This is a genomic window from Stutzerimonas urumqiensis (genome assembly GCF_003640395.1).
GTDB lineage: Bacteria > Pseudomonadota > Gammaproteobacteria > Pseudomonadales > Pseudomonadaceae > Stutzerimonas > Stutzerimonas urumqiensis.
The window spans coordinates 329832-355398 of record NZ_RBZQ01000004.1; the positions used below are offsets into that span (position 1 = coordinate 329832).

General features: G+C 65.4%; 30 protein-coding genes. 9 read left to right on the top strand and 21 right to left on the bottom strand.

Translation table 11 applies throughout. The annotated features are described in order from the left end of the window. Positions 1–6: 6 nt before the first annotated feature. The 7 genes from D7325_RS09880 to pdxB form a co-directional block, all read right to left on the bottom strand. On the bottom strand, positions 7–780 hold the full coding sequence (locus tag D7325_RS09880) for an ABC transporter permease (RefSeq protein WP_120995389.1): 774 nt from the start codon (positions 778–780) through the stop codon (positions 7–9). Further along, positions 777–1523 carry an ABC transporter ATP-binding protein gene (locus D7325_RS09885; RefSeq protein WP_120995390.1) on the bottom strand — a complete coding sequence of 249 codons (747 nt, stop codon included), beginning with the start codon at positions 1521–1523 and terminating at the stop codon, positions 777–779. The genes D7325_RS09880 and D7325_RS09885 overlap by 4 nt, the downstream gene beginning before the upstream one ends. 83 nt (positions 1524–1606) lie before the next feature. Then, entirely contained in the window at positions 1607–2596 is a 990-nt protein-coding gene (locus tag D7325_RS09890; protein ID WP_120995391.1) for an ABC transporter substrate-binding protein, read from the bottom strand. A gap of 114 nt (positions 2597–2710) precedes the next feature. Then, the gene (gene recR, locus D7325_RS09895) at positions 2711–3310 is read right to left on the bottom strand and encodes a recombination mediator RecR (protein ID WP_120995392.1); all 600 of its coding nucleotides are present in this window, start codon (positions 3308–3310) and stop codon (positions 2711–2713) included. Between the two features lie 62 nt (positions 3311–3372). After that, the gene (locus tag D7325_RS09900) at positions 3373–3699 is read right to left on the bottom strand and encodes a YbaB/EbfC family nucleoid-associated protein (RefSeq protein WP_008567825.1); all 327 of its coding nucleotides are present in this window, start codon (positions 3697–3699) and stop codon (positions 3373–3375) included. Continuing rightward, positions 3696–5828 carry a DNA polymerase III subunit gamma/tau gene (dnaX, locus tag D7325_RS09905; protein ID WP_120995393.1) on the bottom strand — a complete coding sequence of 711 codons (2133 nt, stop codon included), beginning with the start codon at positions 5826–5828 and terminating at the stop codon, positions 3696–3698. Before dnaX ends, D7325_RS09900 begins: the two co-directional genes overlap by 4 nt. A gap of 96 nt (positions 5829–5924) precedes the next feature. Further along, entirely contained in the window at positions 5925–7067 is a 1143-nt protein-coding gene (gene pdxB, locus D7325_RS09910; RefSeq protein WP_120995394.1) for a 4-phosphoerythronate dehydrogenase PdxB, read from the bottom strand. A 132-nt stretch (positions 7068–7199) separates the two neighbouring features. Here pdxB and D7325_RS09915 point away from each other — a divergent pair, with 132 nt between their 5' ends. Further along, positions 7200–8624 (top strand): MATE family efflux transporter, encoded by a 1425-nt coding sequence (locus tag D7325_RS09915; protein WP_120995395.1) that lies wholly within the window; start codon positions 7200–7202, stop codon positions 8622–8624. On the opposite strand, the gene D7325_RS09920 is transcribed toward D7325_RS09915, so the two are convergent. Beyond that, positions 8592–9341, bottom strand: a complete 750-nt coding sequence (locus D7325_RS09920) for a sulfite exporter TauE/SafE family protein (protein ID WP_120995396.1) — start codon at positions 9339–9341, stop codon at positions 8592–8594. The two genes, D7325_RS09915 and D7325_RS09920, sit on opposite strands and share 33 nt — an antisense overlap. 107 nt (positions 9342–9448) lie before the next feature. Here D7325_RS09920 and D7325_RS09925 point away from each other — a divergent pair, with 107 nt between their 5' ends. Further along, positions 9449–10405: a LysR family transcriptional regulator gene (locus D7325_RS09925; RefSeq protein ID WP_120995397.1), complete on the top strand. Its 957-nt coding sequence runs from the start codon at positions 9449–9451 to the stop codon at positions 10403–10405. 7 nt (positions 10406–10412) lie between these two features. On the opposite strand, the gene D7325_RS09930 is transcribed toward D7325_RS09925, so the two are convergent. Together D7325_RS09930 and speE are read right to left on the bottom strand one after the other, a co-directional pair. Further along, positions 10413–10754, bottom strand: coding sequence for a ribonuclease E inhibitor RraB (locus tag D7325_RS09930; RefSeq protein WP_120995398.1), 342 nt, complete (start codon positions 10752–10754; stop codon positions 10413–10415). Positions 10755–10935: 181 nt separating this feature from the next. Further along, a complete protein-coding gene (speE, locus tag D7325_RS09935) occupies positions 10936–11796 on the bottom strand; it encodes a polyamine aminopropyltransferase (RefSeq protein ID WP_120995399.1) in 861 nt (286 codons plus the stop codon). A 128-nt stretch (positions 11797–11924) separates the two neighbouring features. On the opposite strand from speE, the gene D7325_RS09940 reads away from it, so the two are divergent. Then, positions 11925–12854, top strand: a complete 930-nt coding sequence (locus tag D7325_RS09940) for a DNA-3-methyladenine glycosylase family protein (RefSeq protein WP_120995400.1) — start codon at positions 11925–11927, stop codon at positions 12852–12854. Positions 12855–12858: 4 nt separating this feature from the next. On the opposite strand, the gene D7325_RS09945 is transcribed toward D7325_RS09940, so the two are convergent. From D7325_RS09945 to aroC, 7 genes are all read right to left on the bottom strand, one after another. Beyond that, positions 12859–13050, bottom strand: a complete 192-nt coding sequence (locus D7325_RS09945) for a PLDc N-terminal domain-containing protein (protein WP_120995401.1) — start codon at positions 13048–13050, stop codon at positions 12859–12861. Beyond that, positions 13050–13259 (bottom strand): PLD nuclease N-terminal domain-containing protein, encoded by a 210-nt coding sequence (locus D7325_RS09950; RefSeq protein WP_120995402.1) that lies wholly within the window; start codon positions 13257–13259, stop codon positions 13050–13052. Before D7325_RS09950 ends, D7325_RS09945 begins: the two co-directional genes overlap by 1 nt. 56 nt (positions 13260–13315) lie before the next feature. Further along, positions 13316–14032: an acireductone synthase gene (mtnC, locus tag D7325_RS09955; RefSeq protein ID WP_120995403.1), complete on the bottom strand. Its 717-nt coding sequence runs from the start codon at positions 14030–14032 to the stop codon at positions 13316–13318. 3 nt (positions 14033–14035) lie between these two features. Continuing rightward, the gene (locus D7325_RS09960) at positions 14036–14581 is read right to left on the bottom strand and encodes a 1,2-dihydroxy-3-keto-5-methylthiopentene dioxygenase (protein ID WP_120995404.1); all 546 of its coding nucleotides are present in this window, start codon (positions 14579–14581) and stop codon (positions 14036–14038) included. 34 nt (positions 14582–14615) lie between these two features. Next, positions 14616–15239, bottom strand: a complete 624-nt coding sequence (locus D7325_RS09965) for a methylthioribulose 1-phosphate dehydratase (protein WP_120995405.1) — start codon at positions 15237–15239, stop codon at positions 14616–14618. Beyond that, a complete protein-coding gene (locus D7325_RS09970) occupies positions 15239–16402 on the bottom strand; it encodes an MFS transporter (RefSeq protein ID WP_120995406.1) in 1164 nt (387 codons plus the stop codon). Before D7325_RS09970 ends, D7325_RS09965 begins: the two co-directional genes overlap by 1 nt. A gap of 77 nt (positions 16403–16479) precedes the next feature. Further along, positions 16480–17571 carry a chorismate synthase gene (aroC, locus tag D7325_RS09975; protein WP_120995407.1) on the bottom strand — a complete coding sequence of 364 codons (1092 nt, stop codon included), beginning with the start codon at positions 17569–17571 and terminating at the stop codon, positions 16480–16482. Positions 17572–17744: 173 nt separating this feature from the next. Between aroC and D7325_RS09980 the strand changes: the two genes are divergently transcribed. Next, positions 17745–18512: a hypothetical protein gene (locus tag D7325_RS09980; protein WP_120995408.1), complete on the top strand. Its 768-nt coding sequence runs from the start codon at positions 17745–17747 to the stop codon at positions 18510–18512. Here D7325_RS09980 and prmB read toward each other — a convergent pair. Then, entirely contained in the window at positions 18486–19442 is a 957-nt protein-coding gene (gene prmB / locus D7325_RS09985) for a 50S ribosomal protein L3 N(5)-glutamine methyltransferase (protein WP_120995409.1), read from the bottom strand. The genes D7325_RS09980 and prmB overlap by 27 nt on opposite strands. 168 nt (positions 19443–19610) lie before the next feature. Here prmB and D7325_RS09990 point away from each other — a divergent pair, with 168 nt between their 5' ends. The 4 genes from D7325_RS09990 to folE all read left to right on the top strand — a co-directional run bounded on the left by D7325_RS09990 (position 19611) and on the right by folE (position 21850). Beyond that, positions 19611–20204, top strand: a complete 594-nt coding sequence (locus D7325_RS09990) for a cysteine hydrolase family protein (RefSeq protein ID WP_120995410.1) — start codon at positions 19611–19613, stop codon at positions 20202–20204. A 74-nt stretch (positions 20205–20278) separates the two neighbouring features. Continuing rightward, a complete protein-coding gene (locus D7325_RS09995; RefSeq protein WP_120995411.1) occupies positions 20279–20599 on the top strand; it encodes an LPXTG cell wall anchor domain-containing protein in 321 nt (106 codons plus the stop codon). 33 nt (positions 20600–20632) lie between these two features. Continuing rightward, positions 20633–21193 (top strand): Smr/MutS family protein, encoded by a 561-nt coding sequence (locus tag D7325_RS10000; protein ID WP_120995412.1) that lies wholly within the window; start codon positions 20633–20635, stop codon positions 21191–21193. 108 nt (positions 21194–21301) lie between these two features. Then, complete coding sequence (folE, locus tag D7325_RS10005) at positions 21302–21850, top strand: GTP cyclohydrolase I FolE (RefSeq protein ID WP_120995413.1); 549 nt, start codon at positions 21302–21304, stop codon at positions 21848–21850. Between the two features lie 13 nt (positions 21851–21863). Here the strand turns inward: folE and D7325_RS10010 are convergent, their stop codons facing one another. Next, positions 21864–22466 carry a glutathione S-transferase family protein gene (locus tag D7325_RS10010; RefSeq protein ID WP_120995414.1) on the bottom strand — a complete coding sequence of 201 codons (603 nt, stop codon included), beginning with the start codon at positions 22464–22466 and terminating at the stop codon, positions 21864–21866. 7 nt (positions 22467–22473) lie between these two features. Then, positions 22474–23640, bottom strand: a complete 1167-nt coding sequence (locus tag D7325_RS10015; protein WP_120995415.1) for an aminotransferase-like domain-containing protein — start codon at positions 23638–23640, stop codon at positions 22474–22476. Between the two features lie 78 nt (positions 23641–23718). On the opposite strand from D7325_RS10015, the gene D7325_RS10020 reads away from it, so the two are divergent. After that, on the top strand, positions 23719–24180 hold the full coding sequence (locus D7325_RS10020; RefSeq protein ID WP_120995416.1) for a MarR family winged helix-turn-helix transcriptional regulator: 462 nt from the start codon (positions 23719–23721) through the stop codon (positions 24178–24180). Here the strand turns inward: D7325_RS10020 and D7325_RS10025 are convergent. Further along, entirely contained in the window at positions 24177–25565 is a 1389-nt protein-coding gene (locus tag D7325_RS10025) for a sigma-54-dependent transcriptional regulator (protein ID WP_120995417.1), read from the bottom strand. The two genes, D7325_RS10020 and D7325_RS10025, sit on opposite strands and share 4 nt — an antisense overlap. Between the last annotated feature and the right edge of the window lie 2 nt (positions 25566–25567).

Sequence of the window (25567 nt, forward strand, 5' to 3'; positions counted from 1 at the left end):
GCCCTCTCAGACGTACTGGTAACGCAGCATCCGCTGCTTGAACTTCTCCAGCAGCACCTGATCGATGACCGTGGCCAGGATCGCGATGACGAGAATGTTCATCATCACCCCGACCATGTCGGCGATCTCCCCGGAGTAGGCCAGCGACCGCCCGAGGCCCTGGCCGAAACCAATCAGCATTTCGGCCGAAATGAGCGCACGCCAGGCATTGCCGAAGGCCAGCTGGGCGCCGGTGATCAGCTCGGGCATGACGGCGGGCAGGTAAACCCGGCGCAACAGCTGCCAGCGCGAAGCACCCATCACGCGGGCCGCGGCCACGTGCACCGGCTGAACGCTTTCGGTCGCATTCATCACTGACAGCGCCATCGGGAAAAAGGCCGCCAGCGCTACCACGACGATGATCGGCAGGTTGCCGAAGCCCATCACGATCAAGAACAGCGGCACCCAGGCGATGGATGGAATCGATTGAAGAATGACGATCGCCGAGCGAAGGGTTTCCCGGAAGAAGAACAGGATGCCACCCACAAGGCCGAAGCTGATGCCAAACAGCAAGGCAAAGCCATAGCCGGTACCGAGACGGCTCATGCTGCCCAGCAGCCCTTCCCGGAAATCCGGCTGGAGCAAGGCTTCGCTCATCCGGTCCAGAACCGCCGGAATGCCCGGCATCAGGAAATCGGGCAGGCTCCAGGCGGCGATCTGCCAGATCAGCAAAATGAACAGAACCGCCAGGACCACGGCGAGGTATTTCTTGGGTCCCGTCAAACGTCGTGCCTGGCTCATCGGGCAGCAACCTCCGTCTTGATGCCCAACAAGCTGAGGATCTCCTTGCGTTCGGCCGCGAAGCCGGAGAGGTCATGACTCTTTTCGCAATGCGCGAAATCGAACGCCTTCAACACCCGTGCAGGCCGAGCACTGAAGACGAGCACATGATCAGCCAGATAGAGGGCTTCATCGACGTCATGGGTGACCAGCAACACGGTGGGCTGGTGCTCTTCGATCAGCTCGCGAAGCACGTCCTGCAACGCCATGCGGGTAAGCGCATCCAGCGCGCCGAAGGGCTCGTCGAGCAGGAGCACCTCAGGCTTGGCGATGAACGCCCGCGCCAACGCCGTACGCTGGCGCATGCCGCCCGATACCTGGTGCGGGTAGTACTGCTCGAAGCCGGCAAGGTTGACGCGGCCCAGCCAAGTCTGTGCTTCCTGGAAGGCAGCGGCCTTGTCCACGCCTTGCAGCTCCAAAGCCATCGCCACATTCGCTTGCAGGGTGAGCCAGGGATAGAGCGCATGCTCCTGGAACACCAGGGTGCGGCGGGGACTGGGCGAGGTGATCGGCGCGCCATCGGCCAGCACCTTTCCCGCGCTGGGCTTCTCGAGCCCGGCCACCAGATGGAGCAGGGTCGACTTGCCGCAGCCGGAAGGCCCGACGAGCGCGATCAACTGGCCCTGTACGACGTCATGGGAAAACCCCTTGATGACCTCGAGGTCACCAAAGCGCTTGTCTACTTCTTCAAAACTGAGTTGCATAAACGGTCCAATCGGCGGCAGGCGTGCGCCCAAAACGAGACTGCCCGGCGGGGCCGGGCAGCGATCGAAACATCACCGCCTGGTTAGAGCTCTCGGGCTTTCTGCCAGGACAGGTCGATGATCGAGGCGGTGTCGAACGGCTTTCCGTCCCGGGTCTTGAGCGAACCTTGCGCCTGCAGGATGTCAGCCAGTTCCTGGATGCGCTTGAGATCGTCCTCGTTCAGCTTGGCGCTGAAGGTTTGGGTCTTGATCGCCTCTTCGATCACCTGGTCGCGAGGCAGCTCGCCACGCTCGAGCGTCTTGAGCGTCGGCTCGGCGATGAAGTAATCGGCGATCAGATCAGCCGCCTTGGCGGGCTCGTTTTCGAGCATGGCGATCGCTTCGCGCTGTGCATCCAGCGATTTCCAGACCGCCTCCTTGCGCTTCTCGACGGTCTCGCCGGAGGTGATGACCACCATGCACGGGAACGGCCACACCTCGCCGATCTCGTAGATCTGCTCGACAGGTGCGACGAGCTGGGCGATGCGATCGTAAGGTTCGAACAGGAAGGCTGCGTCGACACGGCCCGCCACCAGCGACTGAACCGCCACGGCCGGGCTGACGCCCATGATGTTCACCTCGCTTGGATCGACCCCGGCGCTCTTCAGCGTCACGCCGCGCAGAACCGTATCGGCGGTGCTGCCTTCCTTCTGCGAGGCCAGGGTGTGGCCTGCGAGGTCTTCGACTTTCTCGATGCCGGTACCTTCGCGGGCGACGATCGAGTGGTAACCCTGCTGCGCACCGCCGACGACCTTCAGGTCCGCGCCTTTCGAGGCCCAGGCGACTGCGTTGGTGAATCCCAGCACACCGGTGTCCAGCTGCCCACCAACGATCGCCTTGATCAGATCGGTCCCGGAGCTGAACTCGATGAGTTCGACATCCAGGCCATGCTTCTCATAGAGACCCGCCTCGTAGGCGACCATGGCTTGCGCATCGTCCATCACGCGGATGAAGCCGACCTTGAATTTCTCTTCGGCCTGCGCAGCGACGCTGAACAGCAGTGCCAGCGGCAACAACAGAGCTTTTGCTTTCATGTAGGAGTCCTCGACGATGCACCGTTCAGGCGCCATCCATCTGTCGGCGGTGAATTGGGCTTAGAACCATACACCAAGGTAGCGATCGGCCACACCTTCCATTTGGTTATCGTCTTATGCCTGCAAGGGCTTACGACCGGCGAAGGCATGAGCCAGCGTTCCGCCGTCGACCAGTTCCAGCTCGCCACCGAGCGGAACGCCATGGGCGATGCGGCTCAGGGCAACATTCTGAGCGCCTAGGAGCTGCGCAATGTAGTGAGCGGTCGCTTCGCCCTCGACGGTTGGATTGGTCGCGAGGATGACTTCCTGAGGCGAGCTGGACGTCACGTAGTCGACCAGTTCCGGGATTCCGATCGCCTCGGGCCCCAAGCCATCGAGCGGCGAGAGGTTGCCCCGCAGAACGAAGTAGCGCCCTCGATAGCCGGTCTGCTCGACGGCGAACACGTCCATCGGACTCTGCACGACGCAGAGCACGCCGGCGTCGCGCCTGGGATCGGCGCAAATCGGGCAGAGCTCATCCTCGCTCAGCGTTCTGCATTGCCGACAGCGACCGACCCCCTCCATCGCCGCCTGCAAGGCCTGGGACAGCCGCAACCCGCCATTGCGGTCACGCTCGAGCAATTGCAGAGCCATACGCTGGGCGGTCTTCTGTCCAACGCCCGGCAGGATGCGAAGCGAATCAATCAACTGACGTATCAGCGGAGAAAATGACATCGGTCGTTCCGAAACAGGTCCGGCTCCGGCGAACCCGGACGCCATGCGGTGCTACAGGGTGCTTAGAACGGCATCTTGAAGCCGGGCGGCAACTGCATGCCAGCGGTCATGCCCGCCATCTTTTCCTGGCTGTTCTGCTCGATCTTGCGTACGGCGTCGTTGACGGCGGCGGCGATCAGGTCCTCGAGGATTTCCTTGTCTTCCTGCATCAGGCTATCGTCGAGCGAAACCCGCTTCACGTCATGCCGACCGTTCATGACGACGCTCACCAGCCCCGCGCCGGACTGACCGGTCACCTCGGCGTTGGCCAGCTCTTCCTGCATCTTCTGCATTTTTTCCTGCATCTGCTGCGCCTGCTTCATCAGGCCAGCCATTCCACCTTTCATCATGATGGGGTCCTCTGCGCTTGGGGTTCTAAGGGTTCGATGGTCTCTTCGCGAATGACGGCGGCGAACTGCTCCATGAGCTGCAGCACCACCGGATCGCTCTTGATGGCGGCCTCCGCAGCGCGCTGGCGCTCGGCCCGGCGACGCATCGCCGCTTGTGCCGGTGTTTCCTGCTCCGGCGCCTGCAACACGATGGAAACATCGAGCGTGCGGCCGTGAAACTGATTGAGCGCGTCGTTCAGACGCTTGCTCTGCGTGGCATTGAAGAACGCACTCTGCGCCGGATCGAGGTGGAGTGTCCAACGATCGCCCTCGACCGCCACCAGCGTGCAGTTGGCAGCGATGCTACCGGTCAGCCCCGAGAGGCCCAACCGCGGGTAGAGCTCCAGCCACTGCGCGGCCAGCCCGGTCGCCGGCTTGACCGGTGGCAGCGATACGGCCGCCGCAGCCGCCGGCGCGGGTTCGCTGCGATCCCGCTCATTCAGAAACGCCTCCACTTCGGATTCGACCTGATAGTAGTCCTCGTCCGAATGCGGAGGCTCCTCATCCTCGGGCTCGCTGACCGCCACGACCGTTGCGACGTGATCAGGCGTGGCAATCGCCTCTTCGGCTTCGACTTCCAGCGCATCGTCATCGACGGCGACCGGCGGCGTATGCGGCGGTTCTTCCCAGGGCACATCGACTTTTGGCGCCGGGGATGCCTGCTCTGCGACCGTCGGCTGGGCTTCGGTCGTCGTGCGCGCATCAACCGGCGATGGAATGGGCGTTGGCTGAAGTGCCGGGTGGGCGGCGTCCTTGATCGATACCGGCCCTGGTTCGGACCCGGGCTCGAGCGCGGGGGCAGCCGGTTGCGGTGCCGGCGCGGCCACCTCCTCGATGGGGCGGGTCGCCTCGACAGTGCGGGCCTCGACATTCTGCGGCGACGGCGAAGCGTCGGCCTCCTGCGCAGACCTCACCGAGCCGGCGGCGGCCACCGGAGCCTGGTGGGAATCAGTCGTGGCCGGGCTGACTCCCAGGAGCTTTAGATCGCGTTTCGGTGCATCGGCGCCGGCGGGCTTGAAGGCCAGCATGCGCAACATGACCATTTCGAAACCGCCACGCGGTTCCGGCGCAAGCGGCAAGTCGCGGCGCCCGATCAGCCCCATCTGGTAATAGAACTGCACCTCTTCGGCCGGCAACACCTGGGCCAGCGCCAGCACGCGCTCACGGTCGCCCTGTCCATTGTCGATCGCATCGGGCAGCGCTTGGGCGATGGCGATCCGATGCAGGACATTCAGCAATTCCGCGAGGACGCCGGCCCAATCCGGTCCCTGCTCCGCCAGCTGGCGAATCGCCTCAAGCACGGCCCGCGCGTCGCCTTCGAACAGCGCCTGCAGCAGCCCATAGACCTGGCCGTGGTCGAGCGTACCGAGCATGGCGCGAACATCGGCCGCCAGCACCTTGCCCTCGCCGAAGGCGATCGCCTGGTCGGTCAGGCTCATGGCATCGCGCATCGACCCGTCGGCGGCCCGGCCCAGCAACCACAGCGCGTCCTTTTCGTAGACGATGCCCTCGGCAGACAGCACATGCTCCAGATGCTCGACCACCCGCTCCGGCGGCATGTTTTTCAACGAGAACTGAAGGCAGCGCGAAAGAATGGTGACGGGCAGCTTTTGCGGATCGGTGGTGGCCAGCAGGAACTTGACGTGCGGCGGCGGCTCTTCGAGCGTCTTGAGCAGCGCGTTGAACGAGTGCGAGGACAGCATGTGCACTTCGTCGATCAGGTAGACCTTGTACCGCCCTCGCGTTGGCGCGTACTGCACGTTGTCCAGCAATTCACGGGTATCTTCGACCTTGGTGCGGCTTGCGGCGTCTACCTCGATAAGGTCGACGAAGCGACCCTCGTCGATCTCGCGGCAGATCGAGCATTGACCGCAGGGCGTCGAACTCACGCCCGTCTCGCAGTTCAGGCACTTGGCGATGATGCGCGCGATGGTGGTCTTGCCGACGCCGCGCGTGCCGGTGAAGAGATAGGCATGGTGCAGCCGCTGATTGTCCAGCGCGTTGATCAGCGCCCGCAGTACGTGGGTCTGGCCGACCATCTCGCCGAACGAACGTGGACGCCACTTGCGGGCAAGCACCTGGTAACTCATAGGACCGTCATGGGCAGCGAGCGAAAGACGGGTAATGCTAGCGGAGCAGGTCGCAAATTGCACCCGCTGGCCGGATGCCCCGGATGGTCGCCCCGCTCATTTCAGGCGTGCGCCCAGCGCCCGGACGACCCGGACGAGCGCTTCGTCCGAAGAGGCCAGCGTAACGCTGAGGCCATCGATTTCACGTCTTCGCGGATAGCCTTTGCGCAGCGCATCGAAGGCCAGCCGACGCTGCTCCGGCTCCCCGACCAGGCTGCGCCGAAAGCTGGCGTCGTCGCGCCGAGGGTCATAGACGGACCGGCAGAGCACCGATAGCAGCTCCGCCTCGTCGGCGCCGCTACCGAAGGTCAGCGCCTCGAGTCCAGCGGCCGGCATGAGCGCGTCCAGATGGACGCGTGGCTCCAGACCCAGCGCCAGGCAGAACGCCTGGTAGATCTGAGCCGTACCGCGCAACTTGCCTTCGAGGCTGTGTCCGGCTATGTGCGGCGTGGCGATCCGGCACAGGCTGGCCAGCGCCACGTCCACCTCGGGCTCGCCTTCCCAGACATCGAGCACGACGCCGAGGTCGGGTCGTTGTTGCAGGCAATCGAGCAGCGCCAGGTTGTCGACGACGGCGCCGCGACTGGCGTTGATGAGCCAGGCGCCCGGTTGCAATCGCGCGAGGCGTCGTTCATCGAGCAGGTGGAAGGTGCGGTGCTCGCCGGAGAGATCGAGCGGCGTATGCAGGCTGACCACGTCGCAGCTCGCGAGGATATCGTCCAGATCAGTGAAATCGCCGGCTTCGCGCGCCGCACGAGGCGGATCGCACACCTTCACCGACCACCCGAGCCCGCGCAGCACCTCGACCAGCCGACCGCCGACCTGCCCGGCCCCGACGACACCGTAGCGCCGCTGATCCAGCCGGCTGCCGTCATGCTCGGCCAACGCGAGCAGGCAGCCAAGCACGTAATCCACCACGCCACGGGCATTGCAGCCAGGGGCGCTCGACCAGGCGATGCCCGCCTCGTCGAAATAGTCGAGATCCAGATGATCGACGCCAATGGTGCAGGTACCGACGAAGCGCACCGGGCTGTCGGACAGCATTTCGCGACTGACCTGGGTGACCGAGCGCACCAGCAGCGCATCGCACTGCTCGACAGCCGCCCGGTTGATGGCGCGACCAGGCATCCGGCGAATTTCACCCAGTTCCCCGAAGAACTCATCGACCAGCGGGATATTTTCATCGGCGAGGATGCGCATGGGCGGCTCCTGAAGAATCGGACGCGGAAGTCTAGCATCGCAACCCGCTGCGCCTTGCGCGCAGCACGGCGGTTCAACCCGCGACACCGGCGTCGTACACTAGCCGCCAACTTGTATACAACGGATCGCCCCATGCCCGCCAAGGCCCGCGCCAGACGAGTGCGCCAGGAAATGCAAGCCCTCCTGGTGCTTGCCCTTCCAATCATGATCGCGCAGGTCTCCCACACCGCGATGGGCTTCGTCGACACGCTGATGGCCGGTCGCGTCAGCCCCGCCGACCTGGCCGCGGTCGCGCTCGGCAATTCGATCTGGGTTCCGGTTTACCTGTTCATGACCGGCGTGCTGCTCGCCACCACACCCAACGTGGCCCAGCGCTACGGTGGCGGGGAACTGGCGCAGATCGGACCGCTCGTGCGCCAGGCGCTGTGGTTGGGACTCGGCCTCGGCGTCGGCTGTGCCGTGCTGCTGTGGAATGCGATGCCCATCCTTCGCTGGATGGATGTCGCGCCGGCTTTGCTGGAACCTTCGATGGACTACCTGCGCGCGGTAGCGGTCGGCTTTCCTGCCGTCGCGCTGTACCAGGTGCTGCGCTGCTTCAGCGACGGCCTCGGGCGCACCCGTCCCAGCATGGTGCTCGGGCTGCTCGGGCTGCTGCTCAACATTCCGCTGAACTACATCTTCATCTATGGCAAGTTCGGATTGCCGGCGATGGGCGGCGTGGGCTGCGGCTGGGCGACGGCGCTGGTGATGATCAGTATGTTCGGCGGCATGCTGTTCTGGGTTCGGCGCGCAGGCGCGTACCAGGCGTGCGGCCTGTTCGATCGCTTCGAAGCGCCGCATGGCAAGGCGATCATGCCGCTGGTGTCGGTTGGCGTGCCGATCGGCGTGGCCATCTTCGCCGAGGCCAGCATTTTCTCCGTGATCGCGCTACTGATCGGCAGCCTCGGGGCGACGGTCGTCGCCGGGCACCAGATCGCGCTGAACTTCACCTCGCTGGTGTTCATGATTCCGCTGTCGCTGGCGATGGCCATCACCGTCCGTGTCGGACAGGCGCTCGGCCGAGGCACGCCGCGCGAGGCGCGATTCATTTCCGCGACGGGCATCGGCATGGCGCTGCTGTTCGCCTGCCTGTCGGCCAGTGCGATGCTGCTGTGGCGCGACGACATCGCACGGCTCTACACGCCTGATCCCGCGGTCATCGCGATTGCGGCGTCGCTGTTCTTCTACGCCGCGCTGTTCCAGCTGTCCGACGTGGTCCAGGTCACGGCGGCCGGTGCGTTGCGGGGCTACCAGGACACGCGGGTGACGATGATCTTCACGCTGCTCGCCTACTGGGGCATCGGCCTGCCGATCGGTTACGTACTCGGCTTGACCGACTGGCTCGGCGAGCCGAGCGGGCCGCGCGGACTCTGGCAGGGGTTGATCGCCGGATTGAGCTGCGCCGCCATACTGCTCAGCGTGCGGCTGGCCCGAAGCGCCGCCCGGCACATCCACGATCAGCGAGGCGCGCCACTGGCGGCCACCTCAGACCTCGAGCGCGAGCAGGCAGGCACTTAGCGCCAGGAACCCGCTGAACATCGCCTTGAGCAACCGTTCGGGCAGCGCATGCGCCAGCCGCACGCCAAGGCTGATGCTGAGCAACCCACCGATCGCCAAGGGCGCGCCCAGCGCCCAATCAACCTGCCCGTGCAGGCCGTAGGTCGCCAGCGTCACGCTCGTACTGGGCAATGCCAGCGACAGCGACAAGCCCTGCGCCACCACCTGCGAGGTGCCGAACACGCCGGTGAGGATGGGCGTCGCGAGGACCGCTCCACCTACCCCGAACAGCCCGCCCAGCGCACCGGCGACGCCGCCCAGCAGGCTCAGCCAGCGCCACGAATGACGCATCGCACCCGAACCTCCGCTCGGCCGGTGGAGGGCGCGGTACAGCGTATGAGCCGCCAGCGCCAGCAGAAAGGCCACGAAGATCAGCCGCATCCGTCCCGCATCCAGCGCCACGGCCACCGACGAGCCGACTATGGCCAAACACAAGCTCGGAATCGCCAGCGCCAAGGCATGACGCCACTCGATACGGTTGCGCTGGTGATAGCGCCATATCGCGAGCACCACGTTGGGCACCACCATGACCAGCGCCGTTCCTTGCGCCAATTGCTGGTCCAGCCCGAACAGCACGCCAAGCACCGGGATCGCGATCAGACCGCCACCGATCCCGAACAGCCCGCCCAAGGTGCCCAATACCAGTCCCAGCACTACATCGATCGTGAAATTCAGCACCGACTCATTCTCTTCAGGCGTTTGCCAGCAATGGTATGAAGCGAGCGCTGACACGGAAACGCACAACGAAGCACAATGGCTGTGCCTTTCACGCACAAGAGGTCCTGATGTCCGACGTCCTCGCCCAGCGACTCGTGCTCTTTCTCGATGTTTTGGAGGCCGGCAGCTTTTCGGTCGCCGGTCGGCGCCATGACCTGACGCCCTCGGCCGTCGCACGGCGTATCGACGCGCTCGAACGCGAGCTGGGCTGCCAGCTCTTCAGCCGTTCGACTCATGCGGTGCGGCCGACCTCCGCGGGCCAGGCGTTCGCCGTGCGCGCGCGGCGTGTCGTCGACGAGTTGAATCTGGCGCGCGCGGAGGCAGCGTCGTCGCCGAGCGCGCTCAAGGGGCTGATCCGGGTCGATGCGCCCGCGCCGTTCGGCCGACGCCATCTTGCGCCTGCGCTGGCCGATTTTCTGAACGCCTACCCCGACGTCGACATCCAGCTGCGGCTGATCGACAGCTTCACCGATCCGCGCGGCGATCATCTCGGCAAGGTCGATCTGGTGCTGCGCATCGGCCCGATCGCCGACACACGACTGGTGGCCACTCCGGTGGCGCAAATGGTGAGGATCGCCTGTGCAAGCCCGGCCTATCTGGAGCGGCGCGGCACGCCGATGCATCCGGCCGAGCTGCCCGCGCACGACGGACTGGATTGGGACACGCTGGCGCCGCTGCTGGCCTGGCGGTTCGAAGAGCACGGCGTGCGAACGCTATACAAACCGGGCCGCATGCGCATGCTCGCCAACAATGCCGAAGCCCTGCTGACCGGCACCTTGGCCGGGCTGGGAATCGCCCATTTGCCGACATGGCTTGCGGGCGATGCCTTGGCCCGAGGCGAGCTGGTGCCGCTGTTCTGCCATGCAGGGCTGCCGCAGGCGGAGCCGGCAGGCATCCACGCGCTGCGACTGACCCGCGAAGCCGAGTCGCGCACGCACCTGCTGCTGGAATTTCTGGTCCGCCGCTTCGGTGGCATTCCGCCGTGGGATCAGGCCCTGCTGGCCACCTTTGGCGAGCGAGCCTGACCCCGGCTCAGGCCGGGTGCGCCTCGATCTCTTGCGTCACGCCCCAGCCATCGACCACGCCGCCAAGCGGCTCGACCAGGTTTTCAAGATCCTGCTCGAAGTCGCCAATGCCATCGTACGTCGCGTACATGACCTTGCTGACTTGCAGGTTCCAGCCACCGTCGTCGCGGGCGGAAATCTGCGTATTGGTCGACTCGCCTCGGAAGTTGCTCGCCGCGATCCGGGCGCGCTTTTCGTCCGGAAAGATGGCGTAGAACTCGATGGGATGGGCGCGGGCGAAATCGAATCCGCCCTCTTTCATGCGCCGCAAAACCGTGCTGCTGACATCCTCGTGGAAGGTGGTACTCATAAAACAACCTCCTTTCTGGCGTGGATGAACGATCGCTCTAGAGATTAGGAGCGGTCTGACGGCCTAATGTTCCTCGGGGCACCGAAGCCTTCAGTCTGTCCGCCGGGCCGCGCGAGGCAGGCGAGCTTTCGCCTGCCTGCCTGGATCACCGCCCGTTGCGAACCACGGCGAGGGCTATGTCTCAGTCGTTGCTCGGCTTTCCGATGGCCTGCAGGACGTATTGCGGCAGCGCGAAGGCGCCCTGGTGAATGTCCGGGTTGTAATACCGGGTAATGATTCCGCTGCCGGCATAGCGCTGGCGCAGCGTATCGATCGGCAGCTTGCGATAGCTGCTGTCGCAGGCGCCCCAGGCGAAGGCCATCGCACCGCCAATGTAGGTCGGCACCGCCGCTTGATAGAAATGCCAATCGGGGAACAGCCCGTTCATCCGCTCCGCCGTGGTGCGAACTTCGCCAAGCTGCATGAACGGCGTGCCGTTCTGGGTGACGAGAATCCCGCCGTCGTTCAGGCAGCGCCGGCAGGCCTGGTAAAAGTTTTCCGAAAACAGCACTTCGCCCGGCCCGATGGGATCGGTCGAATCGGAAATGATGACGTCGAAGCGCTCCTGCGTCGTGCTGACGAACCGCATGCCGTCGTCGATCACCAGATTCAGCCGTGGGTCATCGAAGGCGCCACGCGAGTGATTGGGCAGGAACTGCTTGCACATTTCGACCACGGTGCCGTCGATCTCGACCATGGTGATCGACTCCACGCCGCGATGTTTGGCGACCTCGCGCAACATCCCGCCGTCGCCACCGCCGATGATCAGCACGCGGCGCGCGCTGCCATGGGCCAGGATCGGCACATGGGTGAGCATCTCGTGGTAGATGAACTCGTCCGATTCGGTCGTCTGGATGACGCCGTCGAGCGCCATCACCCGTCCCATGCGCGCGTTTTCGAAGATCACCAGGTGCTGATGATCGGTACGCACCTCGTGCAGCAACCGGTCCATCTGGAATCGCTGGCCGTAGCCCTGGTAGAGGGTTTCCTGGTAGTCGCTCATCGCGTTCTCCGCATGGATGGCGGCGAGATTGGGCCTCGCCCGAAAAAAGGCGCGCATTCTACGTCGAGCCGATCGGCAAGGTCGAACCGCACCGGGACAACCCTAGCGCAAACGGCTAAGGTCACCGAATGAATGACCCGATCCGCTACGAACTGCCCTACCGCGAACCCTGGGACTGGCAGCAGTTCCATGACCACTTCGCCCTGCGCCTGCTGCCGGCCGTCGAGCACCTCGACGACGGGAGTTATGGCCGGACGTTCCGCTTCCGAGCGGTGACGGGCTGGTTGCAGGTACGCCCGCTATCCGACCGGCCGGCGCTCGAGCTGTGGCTGAGCCGCTCCTGTGCGGCCGAACATCCGGCGCTGGTGGCTCGGGTGCGCAAGATGTTCGATCTGGACGCCGATCCACAGGCGATCACCGCCCACCTCGCCCGTGACGCGCTTTTGCGACCGCTTGCATTGGAGAAGCCCGAAGTGCGGGTGCCCGCCGCGTTCGATCCGTTCGAACAGGCGATTCGCGCCATCGCCGGGCAGCAGGTGAGCATCAAGGCGGCGGTGACCATCACGCGGCGGCTGGTCGAGCGCCTTGGCGAGCCCCTGCCCGATGCGCCGTCCGACGCCTTGGCTCAGCTGTTCCCGACGCCGGAAGCGATCGCCGGCGCATCCCTGCTGGGCATCGGCATGCCGGCCAAGCGCTTGCTCGCCATGCAGCGCTTCGCCGAAGCGGTGGCGCAGGGGCGACTGGCGCTCGATATCGAGCAGGGCACCGAGGATCTGGTCGAGCGGCTTTGCGCGTTGCCCGGCATCGGGCCCTGGACCGCCGAATACATCGCATTGCGCGGCTTCGGGGCGCCCGATGCCTTCCCGGCGGCGGACCTGGGGCTGCTCAAGGCGCCGTTGTGGGGCACCGCTGGCATGTCGGCACGGGCCTTGCGCGCCCGGGCCGATGCGTGGCGGCCGTTTCGTGCCTACGCGGCGATCCATATCTGGCGCGACTATGCGCGCGGCAGTGTCCCCATGCGCCCGCCCCGCACGGAAAGCCTTTCGGACGGCGCCTGAGCCGCTACAGCCGAACCTTTCCGATCCTGCCGGCCGCCAGCGCCCAGCAGATCAGCCCGATCACCGGCGTCACGACGATGACCACGCTCCAGATGATCTTGCGTCCCCGCTCGATGCGGCTGCGCCAGACATGAGCGATCGCCACCACGTCCAATACCGCGACCAGGATGGCGACGCCCAGGCTTAGATGATCCATCAGGGTTTGAGGTGGGTTCGGTCGTCCATGTGGTTGCCGCGCGGCCCCATCAGGCCCCACAGGATCAGGCCGAGCACCGGCAGGATGACGATCAGCAACACCCAGAGGACTTTCTTGCCGCCGCTGGCATCGCTGCGCACGACACTGACGATTGCCCAGATATCGAGCGCGAGGATGATCAGGCCGAAGATTCCGCCGAACATATCCATGAACGTGGCTCCCAAATGATGTGCTCACTATTGGGATGCCGCGGCGGTTGGAGGGTTCAGCGCGCCTGGCGATCGGCCGACGGCGAACCTTGGTCGGCGTCCAGCCCGACCTTGTCGAACCCACTCACCGTCCGGTGCCCCGACAGCTCGCCGCCCTCGCGTGCCAGACCGCAGGTCTGCAGGCCTGCTTCGCGTGCGGCGTCCAGTTCTTCGACCACGTCGGACAGAAACAGCACCTCATCGGGCGCATGGCCGATCTCGCCGAGAATGCGCCGATACGCTGCCGGGTCGCGCTTGTGGCCGACCTCGGTATCGAAGTAGCCGCTGAACAACGGCGTCAGGTCGCCAGCCTCGGAACAGCCGAAGATCAACCGCTGGGCCTGCACCGAGCCGGACGAATAGACGTACAGGCCAAGGCCCTGCTGCTTCCACGCACGCAGCGCCTCGACGGCATCGGGATAGACATGGCCGCGGATTTCCCCGGCGCGATAGCCCTCGCGCCAGACCATGCCTTGCAGCGCCTTGAGCGGCGTGACCTTGCGATCGGCGTCCATCCATGCCAGCAGGATGGCGATCACGCGCTCGAGGTCCGCCCCAGGCTCGCCTGCCTCCCGGCGCACCGCGGCCAGTTGTGCGGCGACTTCCGGCTCATCGGCATGGGCACGCAGGTAGGCCGGCAGGTGCTGGCGCGCATAGGGAAAGAGCACGTCATAGACGAAGCTCACCGAACTGGTGGTGCCTTCGATGTCGGTGAGGATGGCGCGGATCGGCATCGTTCAGTCCTCCAGGCGCGGGAAGCGGCTGGCGATGTCATCGCCGGAAAACTGCGCGACCCAGCCCTCGGGGTTGTTGAACAGGCGAATCGCGACGAAGTGGGGATTCTCGCCCATGTCGAACCAGTGCAGCGTGCCGGCCGGCACGGAGATCAGGTCGTTCTTCACGCACTCGACGGCGTAGACGTTCTCGCCGATGTGCAGGCTGAACAGCCCGCGCCCGGCGACGAAGAAGCGGACCTCGTCCTCGGCATGGCGATGTTCGTCGAGAAACTTGGCACGCAGCTCCGCCTTCTGCGGATGGTCGCTGGCCAGGCTGACGACGTCGACGGTGACGTAGCCGCGCTCGCGCATCAGGGCATCGATCTGCGGGCGATAGGCGGCGATCACCGCTTCCTGGCTCGCGCCGGCGGCGATCGGCGCATTCGCTTCCCACCGTTCGAAGCGCACGCCGACCTCGGCCAGCGTGGTGGCGATGTCATCGCCGTGGGTCAGCACTTTCAAGGGCACGTCAGGGGCAAATGCCTGGTAAACACTGAGTACGCTCATCGGGTCCTCCGGTTTCGCCGCGCGCGGCGATTGATCATCTGGTGTGGCTCAAGGCACGCATTTTCAGTTCGCACTCGAACAGGAATTCGAACGCTTCGATCTGCCGCAGCGCGTCAGCCAGGCCGGGGCCCCAGGTGTAGAGGCCGTGGCCACGGATCAGGTAGCCGACGCAATCGGGGTGCTCATCCAGCCAGGGTTGCACCTGCCCGGCCAGGCGAGCGATGTCCTGATCGTTGTCGAAGATCGGCACCTCGATCTGGCACGCGTGGGTAGAGACGCCGGCGAAGGCCTTCTGCAACTCGTAATCGGCGAATACCAGCGAATCCCCGAGGCAGAGGCGCGACAGCACCGTGGCGTTGACCGAGTGCGTATGCAGCACCGCGCCGATTTCGGGCCGCCAGCGATAGAGCTGGGTGTGCAGCAGCGTCTCGGCCGATGGGCGCTTGCCGGGCTCGAGGCTGTGGCCTTCGAAATCCACGGCCAGCAGATCGTCCGGCGTCAGCTCGCCCTTGTGCCTGCCGGATACCGTCAGCAAGGCCTCGGTATCGGAAAGCCGCGCCGAGTAGTTGCTGCTGGTCGCCGGCGACCAGCCCCGCCCATAGAGGAAGCGGCCGGCCTCGATGATCTGCCGCGCCAACTGCTCTCTCGTCGTGTTCATCACTTCTCCTCTTCAGGTCGCATGGCGCTCAGGCCGCTGGCCATGATACCGGCCGCCGTCAGCGCAGCCAGGCTGGCGATGCCGAAGGTCCAGCCAGGGCCGAGGCCGTCCCAGGCAAAACCGGCATACAGTGCCCCCAACGCACCGCCGACCCCGGCCAGGGCGGCGTAGAGCGCCTGGCCCTGCCCCTGCTGGCGATGGCCGAAACTGCGCTGGATGAAATGAATCGACGCCGCATGGAAGGCGCCGAATGTCGCGGCATGCATCGCTTGCGCGAGCAGCAGCATGGACAGGTGCTCGGCCAGTTGCCCCAGCAGCATCCAGCGAACGGCGGCCAGCAGAAAGCTCGCCAGCAGCACCTGTCGCACGGAAAAGCGCGACAGGATCCGCGCCATCGCCAGGAACACCAGAATTTCGGCCACGACCCCCAAGGCCCACAGCAATCCGATCACGCCGCGGCCATAGCCAAGCTGCTCCAGATGAATGCTCAGGAAGGTGTAGTACGGGCCGTGGCTGAGTTGCATCAGCGCGACGCAACCGAAGAACGCCAGCACCGGCCCCTGGCGCAGTTGGCTCATGAAGCCGCCCTGCCCCGGCCGCTCGGGGCGCACCTCCGGCGCGGCATTCGGCACCCAGAGGCTGCTGACCACGATCATCGCCATGATCAGGCACATCGCCACGGGATAGGCCGACAGGCTCAGTCGCTCGAACAGCCCGCCAAGCCCGACGACCGCAACGATGAAACCGATGCTGCCCCAGAGGCGTATCTGGCTGTAGCGCGCGGCCTGGTCGCGCAGGTGCGCCAGGGTGATGACTTCGAACTGCGGCAGCACGGCATGCCAGAAGAACGCATGCAGCGCCATCACCAGCGCCAGCCAGGCGAAGCGCTTGTCGAAGAAGATCAGCGAAAACGACACCAGCGTGCACACCGCGCCCAGCCTGACGATCGCCAGGCGCTGGCCGCTCGCATCACCCAGCCAGCCCCAGAGATTGGGCGCCACGCAACGCATCAGCATCGGAATGGCGACCAGCGCCCCGATGTGCTCTGGCGAAAAGCCCAGGTAGTCGAAATACAGGCCGAGGAATGGCGCCGTCGCGCCCAGCAGCGCGAAATAGAAGAAATAGAACCCGGACAGGCGCCAGTAGGGAAGCCCAGCAGCCATGTGCTAGCGGCCACGCGCCGGGAGCGAGGCAAGTGCGGGTGTCCCTCGCTCCCGCGCCCGGCCCTTTGGCGCCAGGTTCAAAGCTGTCCCAGCACCGGCGTCGATACCTGGACATCCGCGTTCTGCGCACGATGGCGCAGCAGGTGATCCATCAACACGATGGCCATCATGGCCTCGGCGATCGGCGTCGCCCGAATGCCGACGCAGGGGTCGTGCCGGCCCTTGGTGATCACCTCGACCGGATTGCCCGCCAGATCGATCGAACGACCGGGCGTGGTGATGCTGGATGTCGGCTTGAGCGCCAGGTGCGCGACGATCGGCTGGCCGCTGGAGATACCGCCGAGCACGCCGCCAGCGTTGTTGGACACGAACCCCTCGGGTGTCAGCTCGTCACGGTGCTCGGTGCCGCGCTGCGCGACCGAGGCGAAGCCGGCGCCGATTTCCACACCCTTGACCGCGTTGATGCTCATCAGCGCGTGGGCCAGATCGGCATCGAGCCGGTCGAAGATCGGCTCGCCCAGCCCGGGCGGCACGCCGTCGGCGATCACCGTGATCTTGGCACCGACCGAATCCTGGTCGCGCCGCAACTGATCCATGTAGGCCTCGAGCGCTGGCACCTTCTCTGGATCGGCGCTGAAAAAGGCGTTCTGCTCGACGCTGTCCCAGGTCTTGAACGGAATTTCGATCGGGCCGAGCTGGCTCATGTAGCCACGCACCTGGATGCCCAGGGTGGCCAGGTATTTCTTGGCGATGGCGCCGGCGGCGACACGCATGGCGGTTTCCCGCGCGGAGCTGCGCCCACCGCCGCGGTAATCGCGCATCCCGTACTTGTGGTGGTAGGTGTAGTCGGCATGAGCCGGACGGAACAGGTCCTTGATGGCCGAGTAATCCTTGGATTTCTGATCCGTGTTGCGGATCAGCAGGCCGATCGGGCAACCCGTGGTCTTGCCCTCGAACACCCCGGACAGGATCTCGACCTCGTCCGGCTCCTGGCGCTGCGTGGTGTGCCGGCTGGTCCCCGGCTTGCGGCGGTCCAGCTCATGTTGCAGATCGTCGCAGGCGAGCGCCAGCCCCGGCGGGCATCCATCGACGATCGCCACCAGCGCCGGACCGTGGCTTTCGCCTGCCGTGGTGACGGTGAACAGCTTTCCGTAGGTGTTTCCGGACATGCAGACGCTCCGCAAGGTGCCTTCAAAAATGCGCGGCAGTATACCTGAGCCCGGCATGGCGAAGCCGGTCGGTCGTGTGCGGGCAGCCCTTAAGCCAGGCGCCGGGCCGCCGATAACCGAGCATGCCACCGCCCGATCGGCGGTCTGTTCTGTTTCCCGCGAGCGAGGTCGCCATGAGCGACGCCACCCCACCCGTCCCCGAACCCGCCGAGCCGGTCCGCCATCCGTGGGCGGAGCTTGCGCCGGAGCGCTTCCACCTGCTGCGACTGGCGCCGTTGCCAACCGACCGCAGCAGCGGGCCGCGGCCGCTGCGCTTCGTCGAGATGACCGAGCTGGAGCGGCATTCGGCCCAGGCGAGCCTGCTGCGTCTGGCCATCCGCCTGCCGGGCCAGCGTGTTCATTCGGACTACAACCTGCTCGAGGTCTGGGCCGACCATCGCGCCAAGGAAGTGCGCTTCGGGCCGGAAGGCGGGCTGCGTCTGGAACCGGGCAATCGCGGGCTCGGTCGCTTCCTGCTGGCTCAGGGCGCGGCCTGGGCGAAGAAACGCTGGAGCCACTACGCCCTCGAAGGCGCGGTGCTGCGCGATACCACCAGCGAAGACGAACGCCAACGGCGGGACCAGGCCCTGCGGGCCCAGGGCCTGGAGGTGGTGTATCCCCAGCCGCAGCAGCTCAAGGCGTTGTATCAGGCGGCAAACGTCGGCCTGCTCAGCAGCGAGTGGAATCATGACAAGGTCAGACGCATCGAGCTGCCCGAGGCCGCCGCCATGCTCGAACAGGCCGATCGCTCGCTTCAGGAGCAGGAATCGAGCCTCCATCAACTCAAGGAACGGCTCGATCGGCTGCGCCGCGAAGACGGGACATTGCGCTTCACGATCGCCTGTCTGGTCGCCTTCGCGTTATTCCAGGGCGGGTTACTGATCTGGATCGCGACCCGCTGAAGCCGCACGGGCCTGTTCCAGCTGCACACGGAACAACGGCTGGTGCTCGCGGCACTGGCTGGCTGCCAGCAGGAACACACCATGCCCGCCCTGGCGGAAATCGAGCCAGGTGAAATCGACCTCCGGGTAAGCGGCCTCGACGTGGACCTGGCTATTGCCGACCTCGACGACCAGCACGCCGGTCTCGCTCAGGTGATCGGCAGCCTCCGCCAGAATGCGCCGGACCAGGTCCAATCCGTCTGCGCCGCACGCCAGCCCCAGCGCCGGCTCGTGCCGGTACTCGGCCGGCATGTCGGCGAAGTCCTCTTCATCGACGTAGGGCGGGTTCGACACGATGAGGTCGAAGCGCTGACCCGGCAGCCCCTCGAAACCATCGCCCTGAACGGCATAGACGCGCTCCTCCAGCCCATGCCGTTCGATATTGTGGTTGGCGACCTCCAGGGCATCGAACGACAGGTCGGCCAGCGCCACCTCGGCCTGCGGAAAGGCATAGGCACAGGCGATGCCGATGCAGCCCGAACCGGTGCAGAGATCGAGGATTTTCGCCGGGGACTGCGGCAGCCAGGGCTCGAAGCGCTGCTCGATCAGTTCGGCGATGGGCGAGCGTGGCACCAGCACGCGCTCGTCGACCCAGAACGGCAGGCCGCAGAACCAGGCTTCACCAAGCAGGTATGCCGCCGGAACCCGCTCCTCGATGCGCCGATTCAGCAATGCCTGGAGCCGCTCGCATTCGTCTTCCTCGAGGCGGCAATCCAGGTAGCTGTCGGACATCTCCCAGGGCAGGTGCAGCGCGCCGAGGACCAGCTGGCGGGCCTCGTCCCAGGGATTGTCGGTGCCATGCCCGAAGAACAGCTCCCGCTCCTGGAACTGGGTCACGGCCCACCGGATGTAATCGCGCAACGTGCGCAGGCGCGAAGCTGAAGCAGGCATCGATGGCTCCCTCGTCAAAAGCGCGAAGTCTAGCGGAAGCCCGGCCTGCTCTGCCCAGGCTTGGCGACGGGCGCGAGTCGTCGATGATGGCTGATTGCAACAGGGCGGTTCACATCGATGAAATCTGGCGCCACAATCGGGGCCTTTTCAGAAACCTAGGAGTCAGCGATGGCCTTGCCACAGACCATGTTCCAGCTCAGCGGTCGCGGTTACGCGCCGGCGAAGCTTGCGACGGCGACCGTGCTGCTCATCGATGCGCAAGAGGAATACCGAGGCGGCGTGCTGGCACTCCCGGGGCTGGACAAGGCCTTGCCCGAGATCGCCAACCTGCTGGCGGCAGCCCGTGAAGTTCGGGCGCCCATCGTGCATGTGCGGCACCTGGGCATCAGCGGCGGCCTGTTCGATCCCCAGGGTCAGCGTGGCCAGATCATGCCCGAGGTCGCGCCGCAGGACGGCGAGATGGTCATCGAAAAGCGTCTTCCCAATGCCTTCGCGGGCACCGAACTGCACGAACAGCTGCAACAACTGGGTCGACTGGACATCATCGTCTGCGGCTTCATGACCCACTCGAGCATCAGCACGACCGTGCGCGCGGCAAAGGACTACGGTTACCGGTGTACGCTGATCGACAGCGCCTGTGCGACACGCGACCTGCCGATGGGCGACCAGGTGATTCCGGCGGACCAGGTCCATCGGATGGAAATGACCATCCTCGCCGACAACTTCGCGGCATGCGTCCCGGACGTCCGGTCGCTGGCCTGAATGGCCGCTCCGGCGGGACGATGAACCCGCCCGCCGCGCCTCGGTCCCAGTCTCATCCCTGACGAGGTAACCGAATGAAATCGTCCGATGGCTTCGACGCCCGCCGCCTTCGTCCGCGCGAGCCCAAGGGATGGGGCCTGCGTCTCGGCGTGGCCATCGGTCTGCTGCTGGCGCTCGGAGGGCTCGCCCTGGCCGTCGCAGGCGGAGCGGCGCTGGCAGGCAAGGGCCTGGCACTGGGGCTGCCTCAGACCGGTCGTGAAGCCGCCATCCTGCTGCTCGTGCTCGGCGTGGCGCTTGTATTCACCGGCCTGGCGACCTGGCGGCGCTGCCGCCGCCGCATGCGTCGGCCAAGCGAGCTGAGTCTCTCTCCTCACCTGCTGCGCAAGCGCGGCTGAGCGTTAGAATGCGCGGCCGAGAAGGAGAGCCCCATGCACGACGATGACGACCTTTCGCTGTTTCGCTCGGCGGTCCGCGGCGCGACGCGCATTCGTCACGACCGGGCCGAAACCGGCAAGCCACGGCGCAATGAACAGGCCATCGCGGTTCGTCGCGGCAATGCCGTCGAGCGCACCGGCGAAATCAAGGTAGACGGGCTGTCCGATCAATTCGTGATCGACGTCGGCGCCGAGGATGAATTGCTCTGGTCGCGCGACGGCGTACAGGAGGCACAGGTTCGCAAGCTCAAGGCCGGCCAGGTCCCCTTCGAGGGCAGCCTGGATCTGCATGGCCTGACGGTCGAACGCGCCCGCGAGCAGCTATGGGCCTTCATCGCCGAAGCGGTACGCCTGGAGATTCGCTGCGTGCGTGTCACGCATGGCAAGGCCGCGCGGCTGGACGGTCGACGGCCCATGATCAAGAGCCACGTCAATACCTGGCTGCGCCAGCATGCGCAGGTACTGGCGTTCACGTCCTGCCAGGCGAGGCACGGAGGCACCGGCGCGGTTTACGTCCTGCTCAAGCGGCACATGCTCGAGGGTCGGGACGAATAACCCGAGCCAATCGGGCGCATGGCTTTTACCAATCGTCGCCCCTCTTGCCAGGCAGGCGGCCCCCACCTACCCTGCGCGGTTCGCGCAATCGGGTCTCAAGGTCAACACATGTCACTGGAACAACAGTACACCGCCATCCTCAGCGAACTGGGCGAAGACGTCTCTCGTGAAGGTTTGCTGGACACACCCAAGCGGGCGGCCAAGGCCATGCAATACCTCTGCAAGGGCTACCAGCAAACACTGGAGGAAGTCACCAACGGCGCGCTGTTCAGCTCTGATAACAGCGAAATGGTGCTGGTGCGCAACATCGAGCTCTATTCACTCTGCGAACACCACATGCTGCCCTTCATCGGCAAGGCACATGTCGCCTACCTACCCAATGGCAAGGTACTCGGCCTGTCGAAGTTCGCCCGCATCGTGGATATGTACGCGCGTCGCCTGCAGATTCAGGAGAACCTGACCCGCCAGATCGCCGAGGCGATCCAGCAGGTTACCGATGCCGCCGGCGTTGCGGTCGTCATCGAAGCCCAGCACATGTGCATGATGATGCGCGGCGTGGAGAAGCAGAACTCGTCGATGATCACCTCCGTGATGCTCGGTCAGTTCCGCGACAACCCCGCGACCCGCAGCGAATTCATGGGTCTGGTGAGCAAGTAGCCGTTATCGCCACCTAGTCGTACATGCCGACATGGCGAGGATGGCTGGCCACCCGTGCCAGCCATTCACCGATCGCCGGATAACGCGACAGGTCGAACCCACCTTCATGCGCCACGTGCGTGTAGGCATACAGCGCGACGTCCGCAATGGAGTAGCGCTCACCGACCAGGTAAGGCGTGCGCGCCAGTTGCTGTTCCATGACATCCAGCGCGTGGTAGCCATCCAGTTGCCTGGCCTGGTATTCAGCCAGGCGCTCGTCCGGCAGTCCGAGATAGACCTTGATGTAGCGAGCGACGGCAAGGAAGGGCTCGTGGCTGTACTGCTCGAAGAACTGCCACTGCAAGACCTGCGTGCGCAGACGCGGATCGCTCGGCAGGAATTCGCTTCCCTCGGCCAGGAAGTTCAGGATCGCATTGGATTCCCACAGGCAGGTGCCGTCGTCGAGCTCCAGGACCGGGATCTTTCCGTTCGGGTTTTTCAGTAGGAACTCGGGGGAACGGCTCTCGCCGCGCAGGATATTGATCGGCACCCACTCATAGCCGCGATTGAGCAGGTGCAGCATCAGCTTGACCTTGTAGCAGTTGCCCGACCGGTAATCGCCATAGACCTTCATCACAGCCCTCCTACGCCGCTTGCGCCGGCAATGCTTCGCGAATGACCTCGGCCAGGCGCCGCAACCCTTCTCCCAGACGTTCTGGCGGGACATGGCTGAAGTTCAGCCGCAGATAGCCCGGGTTGCGCTCCGGCTCGACGAAGAACGGCTCACCCGGCATGAACGCGACCTGGCGCTCGAGCGCCTTCGGCAACAGGGCGCGGGTATCGATCGGCTGCTTGAGTGCCAGCCAGAAGAACAGCCCACCCTGGGGTATTTCCCAGTCGGCGAGATCGGCGAAATGCTCGGTCAGGGCGGCCTGCATGGCATCGCGGCGTTCACGGTAGAACGCACGCAAAGCCGCCAGGTGCTCCTGGTAGCGCTCGCTGCCGAGCCACTGGAGCGCCTGCCATTGACCGATGCGATTGGTGTGCAGGTCGGCAGCCTGCTTCAAGCGCAGCAGATGCGGGAACAGATCGGGGCTGGCGATCAGGTAGCCGACGCGCAGCCCCGGCAGCAGCGTCTTCGATACGGTGCCGGTGTGTATCCAGCTGGCCCGGCGCAGCTGCGCAACCAAGGGGGTCGCCTCGCCTTCGTCGAACACCAGCTCGCGGTACGGCTCGTCCTCGAGCAAGGGGATCGCGAATTCGTCCAGCAACTCGGCCACCGCACGCCGGCGCGCCTGGCTGTAACGAACCCCCGAGGGATTCTGGAATGTCGGGATCAGATAGGCGAACGCGGGCTTGTGCCGCTGCAAGCGGTCCCTCAGCGCGTCGAGATCAGGGCCCTCCGAGGTCTGCGGAACCGCCAGGCAATCGGCACCGAACAGCTGGAACGATTGGAGTGCGGCCAGATAGGTCGGCGACTCCACCAGGACCTCGGTACCGCGGTCGATGAAGAGCTTGGCCGCCAGGTCCAGCGTCTGCTGCGAGCCGCTGACGATCAGCACCTGGCTCGCCTCGCACGCGATCCCGCGGCTGCGAGCCTCCGCTGCAATCGCCTCGCGAAGGGCCGGTTCGCCCTCGCTCATGCCGTACTGGCCCATGCTCGCAGGCATCGGCGCCCATTCCACCGCTGGAAGCATGCCCTCGGCCGGCAAGCCGCCGGCAAAGGACATCATGCCGGGCTGCTGGGCAGCGGCGAGAATTTCGCGGATCAGCGAGCTTTTGAGACGATCGACGCGTTCGGAGAAGACCATGGCGATACCGGTGCGAGGGCGGGACAAATGAGTCAAACTGGTTGACCGAAACTAAGCCTGCCCTATAAAAACGTCAATATGCCTGACCTAAAAAACAGCGCTGTTCAACGTCATGTGATGGAAGTGTTCTTCCGCGCCTACCAGGCGTTCACCGCCAAACCGGACGAGATGCTCGCCCGCCGTGGATTGTCACGGGTGCACCATCGGATCCTGTTCTTCATCGCCAGCCATCCGGCCCTGAGCGTCGGCGAGCTGCTCGAGCACCTCGGCGTGAGCAAGCAGGCGCTCAACACGCCCCTGCGCCAACTGATCGAAATGGGATTGGTGGTGAGCGCGCCCGCCGAAGGCGACAAACGCAAGCGCCTGCTGGCCCTGAGCGGCGCGGGCGAAAAGCTCGAGCACACCTTGCGTCGCGAGCAGATCCGCCATGTGCAGCGTGTGTTCGCCGACATGGGGGAGCCGGCCGTAGCGAGCTGGCTATCGGTCAATCAGGCGCTGGCCGAGCGACCGCCCAAAAAGCCATCCGCCGCCGAGGTTTAACTCGCGTAGAGATACGCCTCGACGTCCAGCCCCGCATCGCGCATCTGCGCCAGCTTGTAGCGCAGGGTTCGCGGGCTGATGCCAAGCCGATCGGCCGCCTCGCGCCGACGGCCGCGCTCGGCCTTCAGCGTGTCGAGAATGACCTCGAACTCGCGTCGCCGTAAGTCGTCACCCAGCCCGCCGGCAACTTCGGGCGCTGCGACATCGGCCTGGACGATGGTTTCGGCGGTCGGCGCGCTCGTCGTAACGAGCCCGATCGGCGCGTTCAGGCACAGGTCGTGCGGCTGAATCACCCCGCCCTGCTGCAAGATCAGGGCGCGCTGGATAGCGTTGTCCAGCTCCCGCACGTTGCCGGGCCATGCATGGCGCACCAGGCACTGCCGCGCCGTGGCGGAGAAGCGCACCGGACCTGCCTGCATCTTGGTTGCATGGCTGTTCAGCAACCGCTGGGCCAGCGGAAGGATATCGCCCGGCCGTTCGCGCAGCGGCGCCCAGGCCAGCGGGAAGACCGACAGGCGATAGAACAGGTCCTCACGGAAGCGTCCGGCAGCCACCTCGGCCGACAGGTCGCGGTTGGTCGTCGCGACGATCCGGATGTCGAGCGCGATCGCCTTGCGCGCGCCCACTCGCTCGACTTCCCGTTCCTGAAGCACCCGAAGCAGCTTGGCTTGCAGGCCGAGCGGCATCTCGGAAATCTCATCGAGCAGAAGCGTGCCACCCTGCGCAGCTTCGAACTTGCCCGGCTGCGAGGCGATCGCCCCGGTGAAAGCGCCCTTCTCGTGGCCAAACAGCGTGGCCTCGAGCATGTTTTCCGGGATCGCGGCGCAGTTGATCGCCACGAAGGGTCCGCTGGCCCGCGGCGACTGCTGATGAATGTAGCGCGCCAGTACTTCCTTGCCCGTTCCCGATTCGCCGGAAAGCAGCACGGTCGAATCGCTGCGGGCAACCCGCGCAGCGAGCTGAAGCAGTTGCTGGCTGCTGGGCTCGAACGCGACCGGTCCTTCGCTCTGACCGGCGTCGACGCGACCGCACGCATGGCGAGCCACCAGTTCCAGCAGGGTTCGCGGCTCGAAAGGCTTGACCAGGTAGTCGACGGCGCCCTGGCGCATGGCGTCGACGGCACGCTCCACCGCACCGTAGGCCGTCATCAGGAGGACCGGCAGCATGGGGTAGTGGTTGCGTACGTGACCGAGCAAGGCATGCCCATCCATGCCAGGCATGTTGACGTCGGAAACGAGCAGGTCGAACGACTCGCGCTGCAACGCCGCGACCGCCGCCTCGGCGCAGTCCACCGCCTTGAACTCGACGCCACCGAGCGCCAGGGTGTCGCCAAGGGCCTCGCGAAGCGAACGGTCGTCTTCGACCAACAGAATTCTGGCAGTCATCG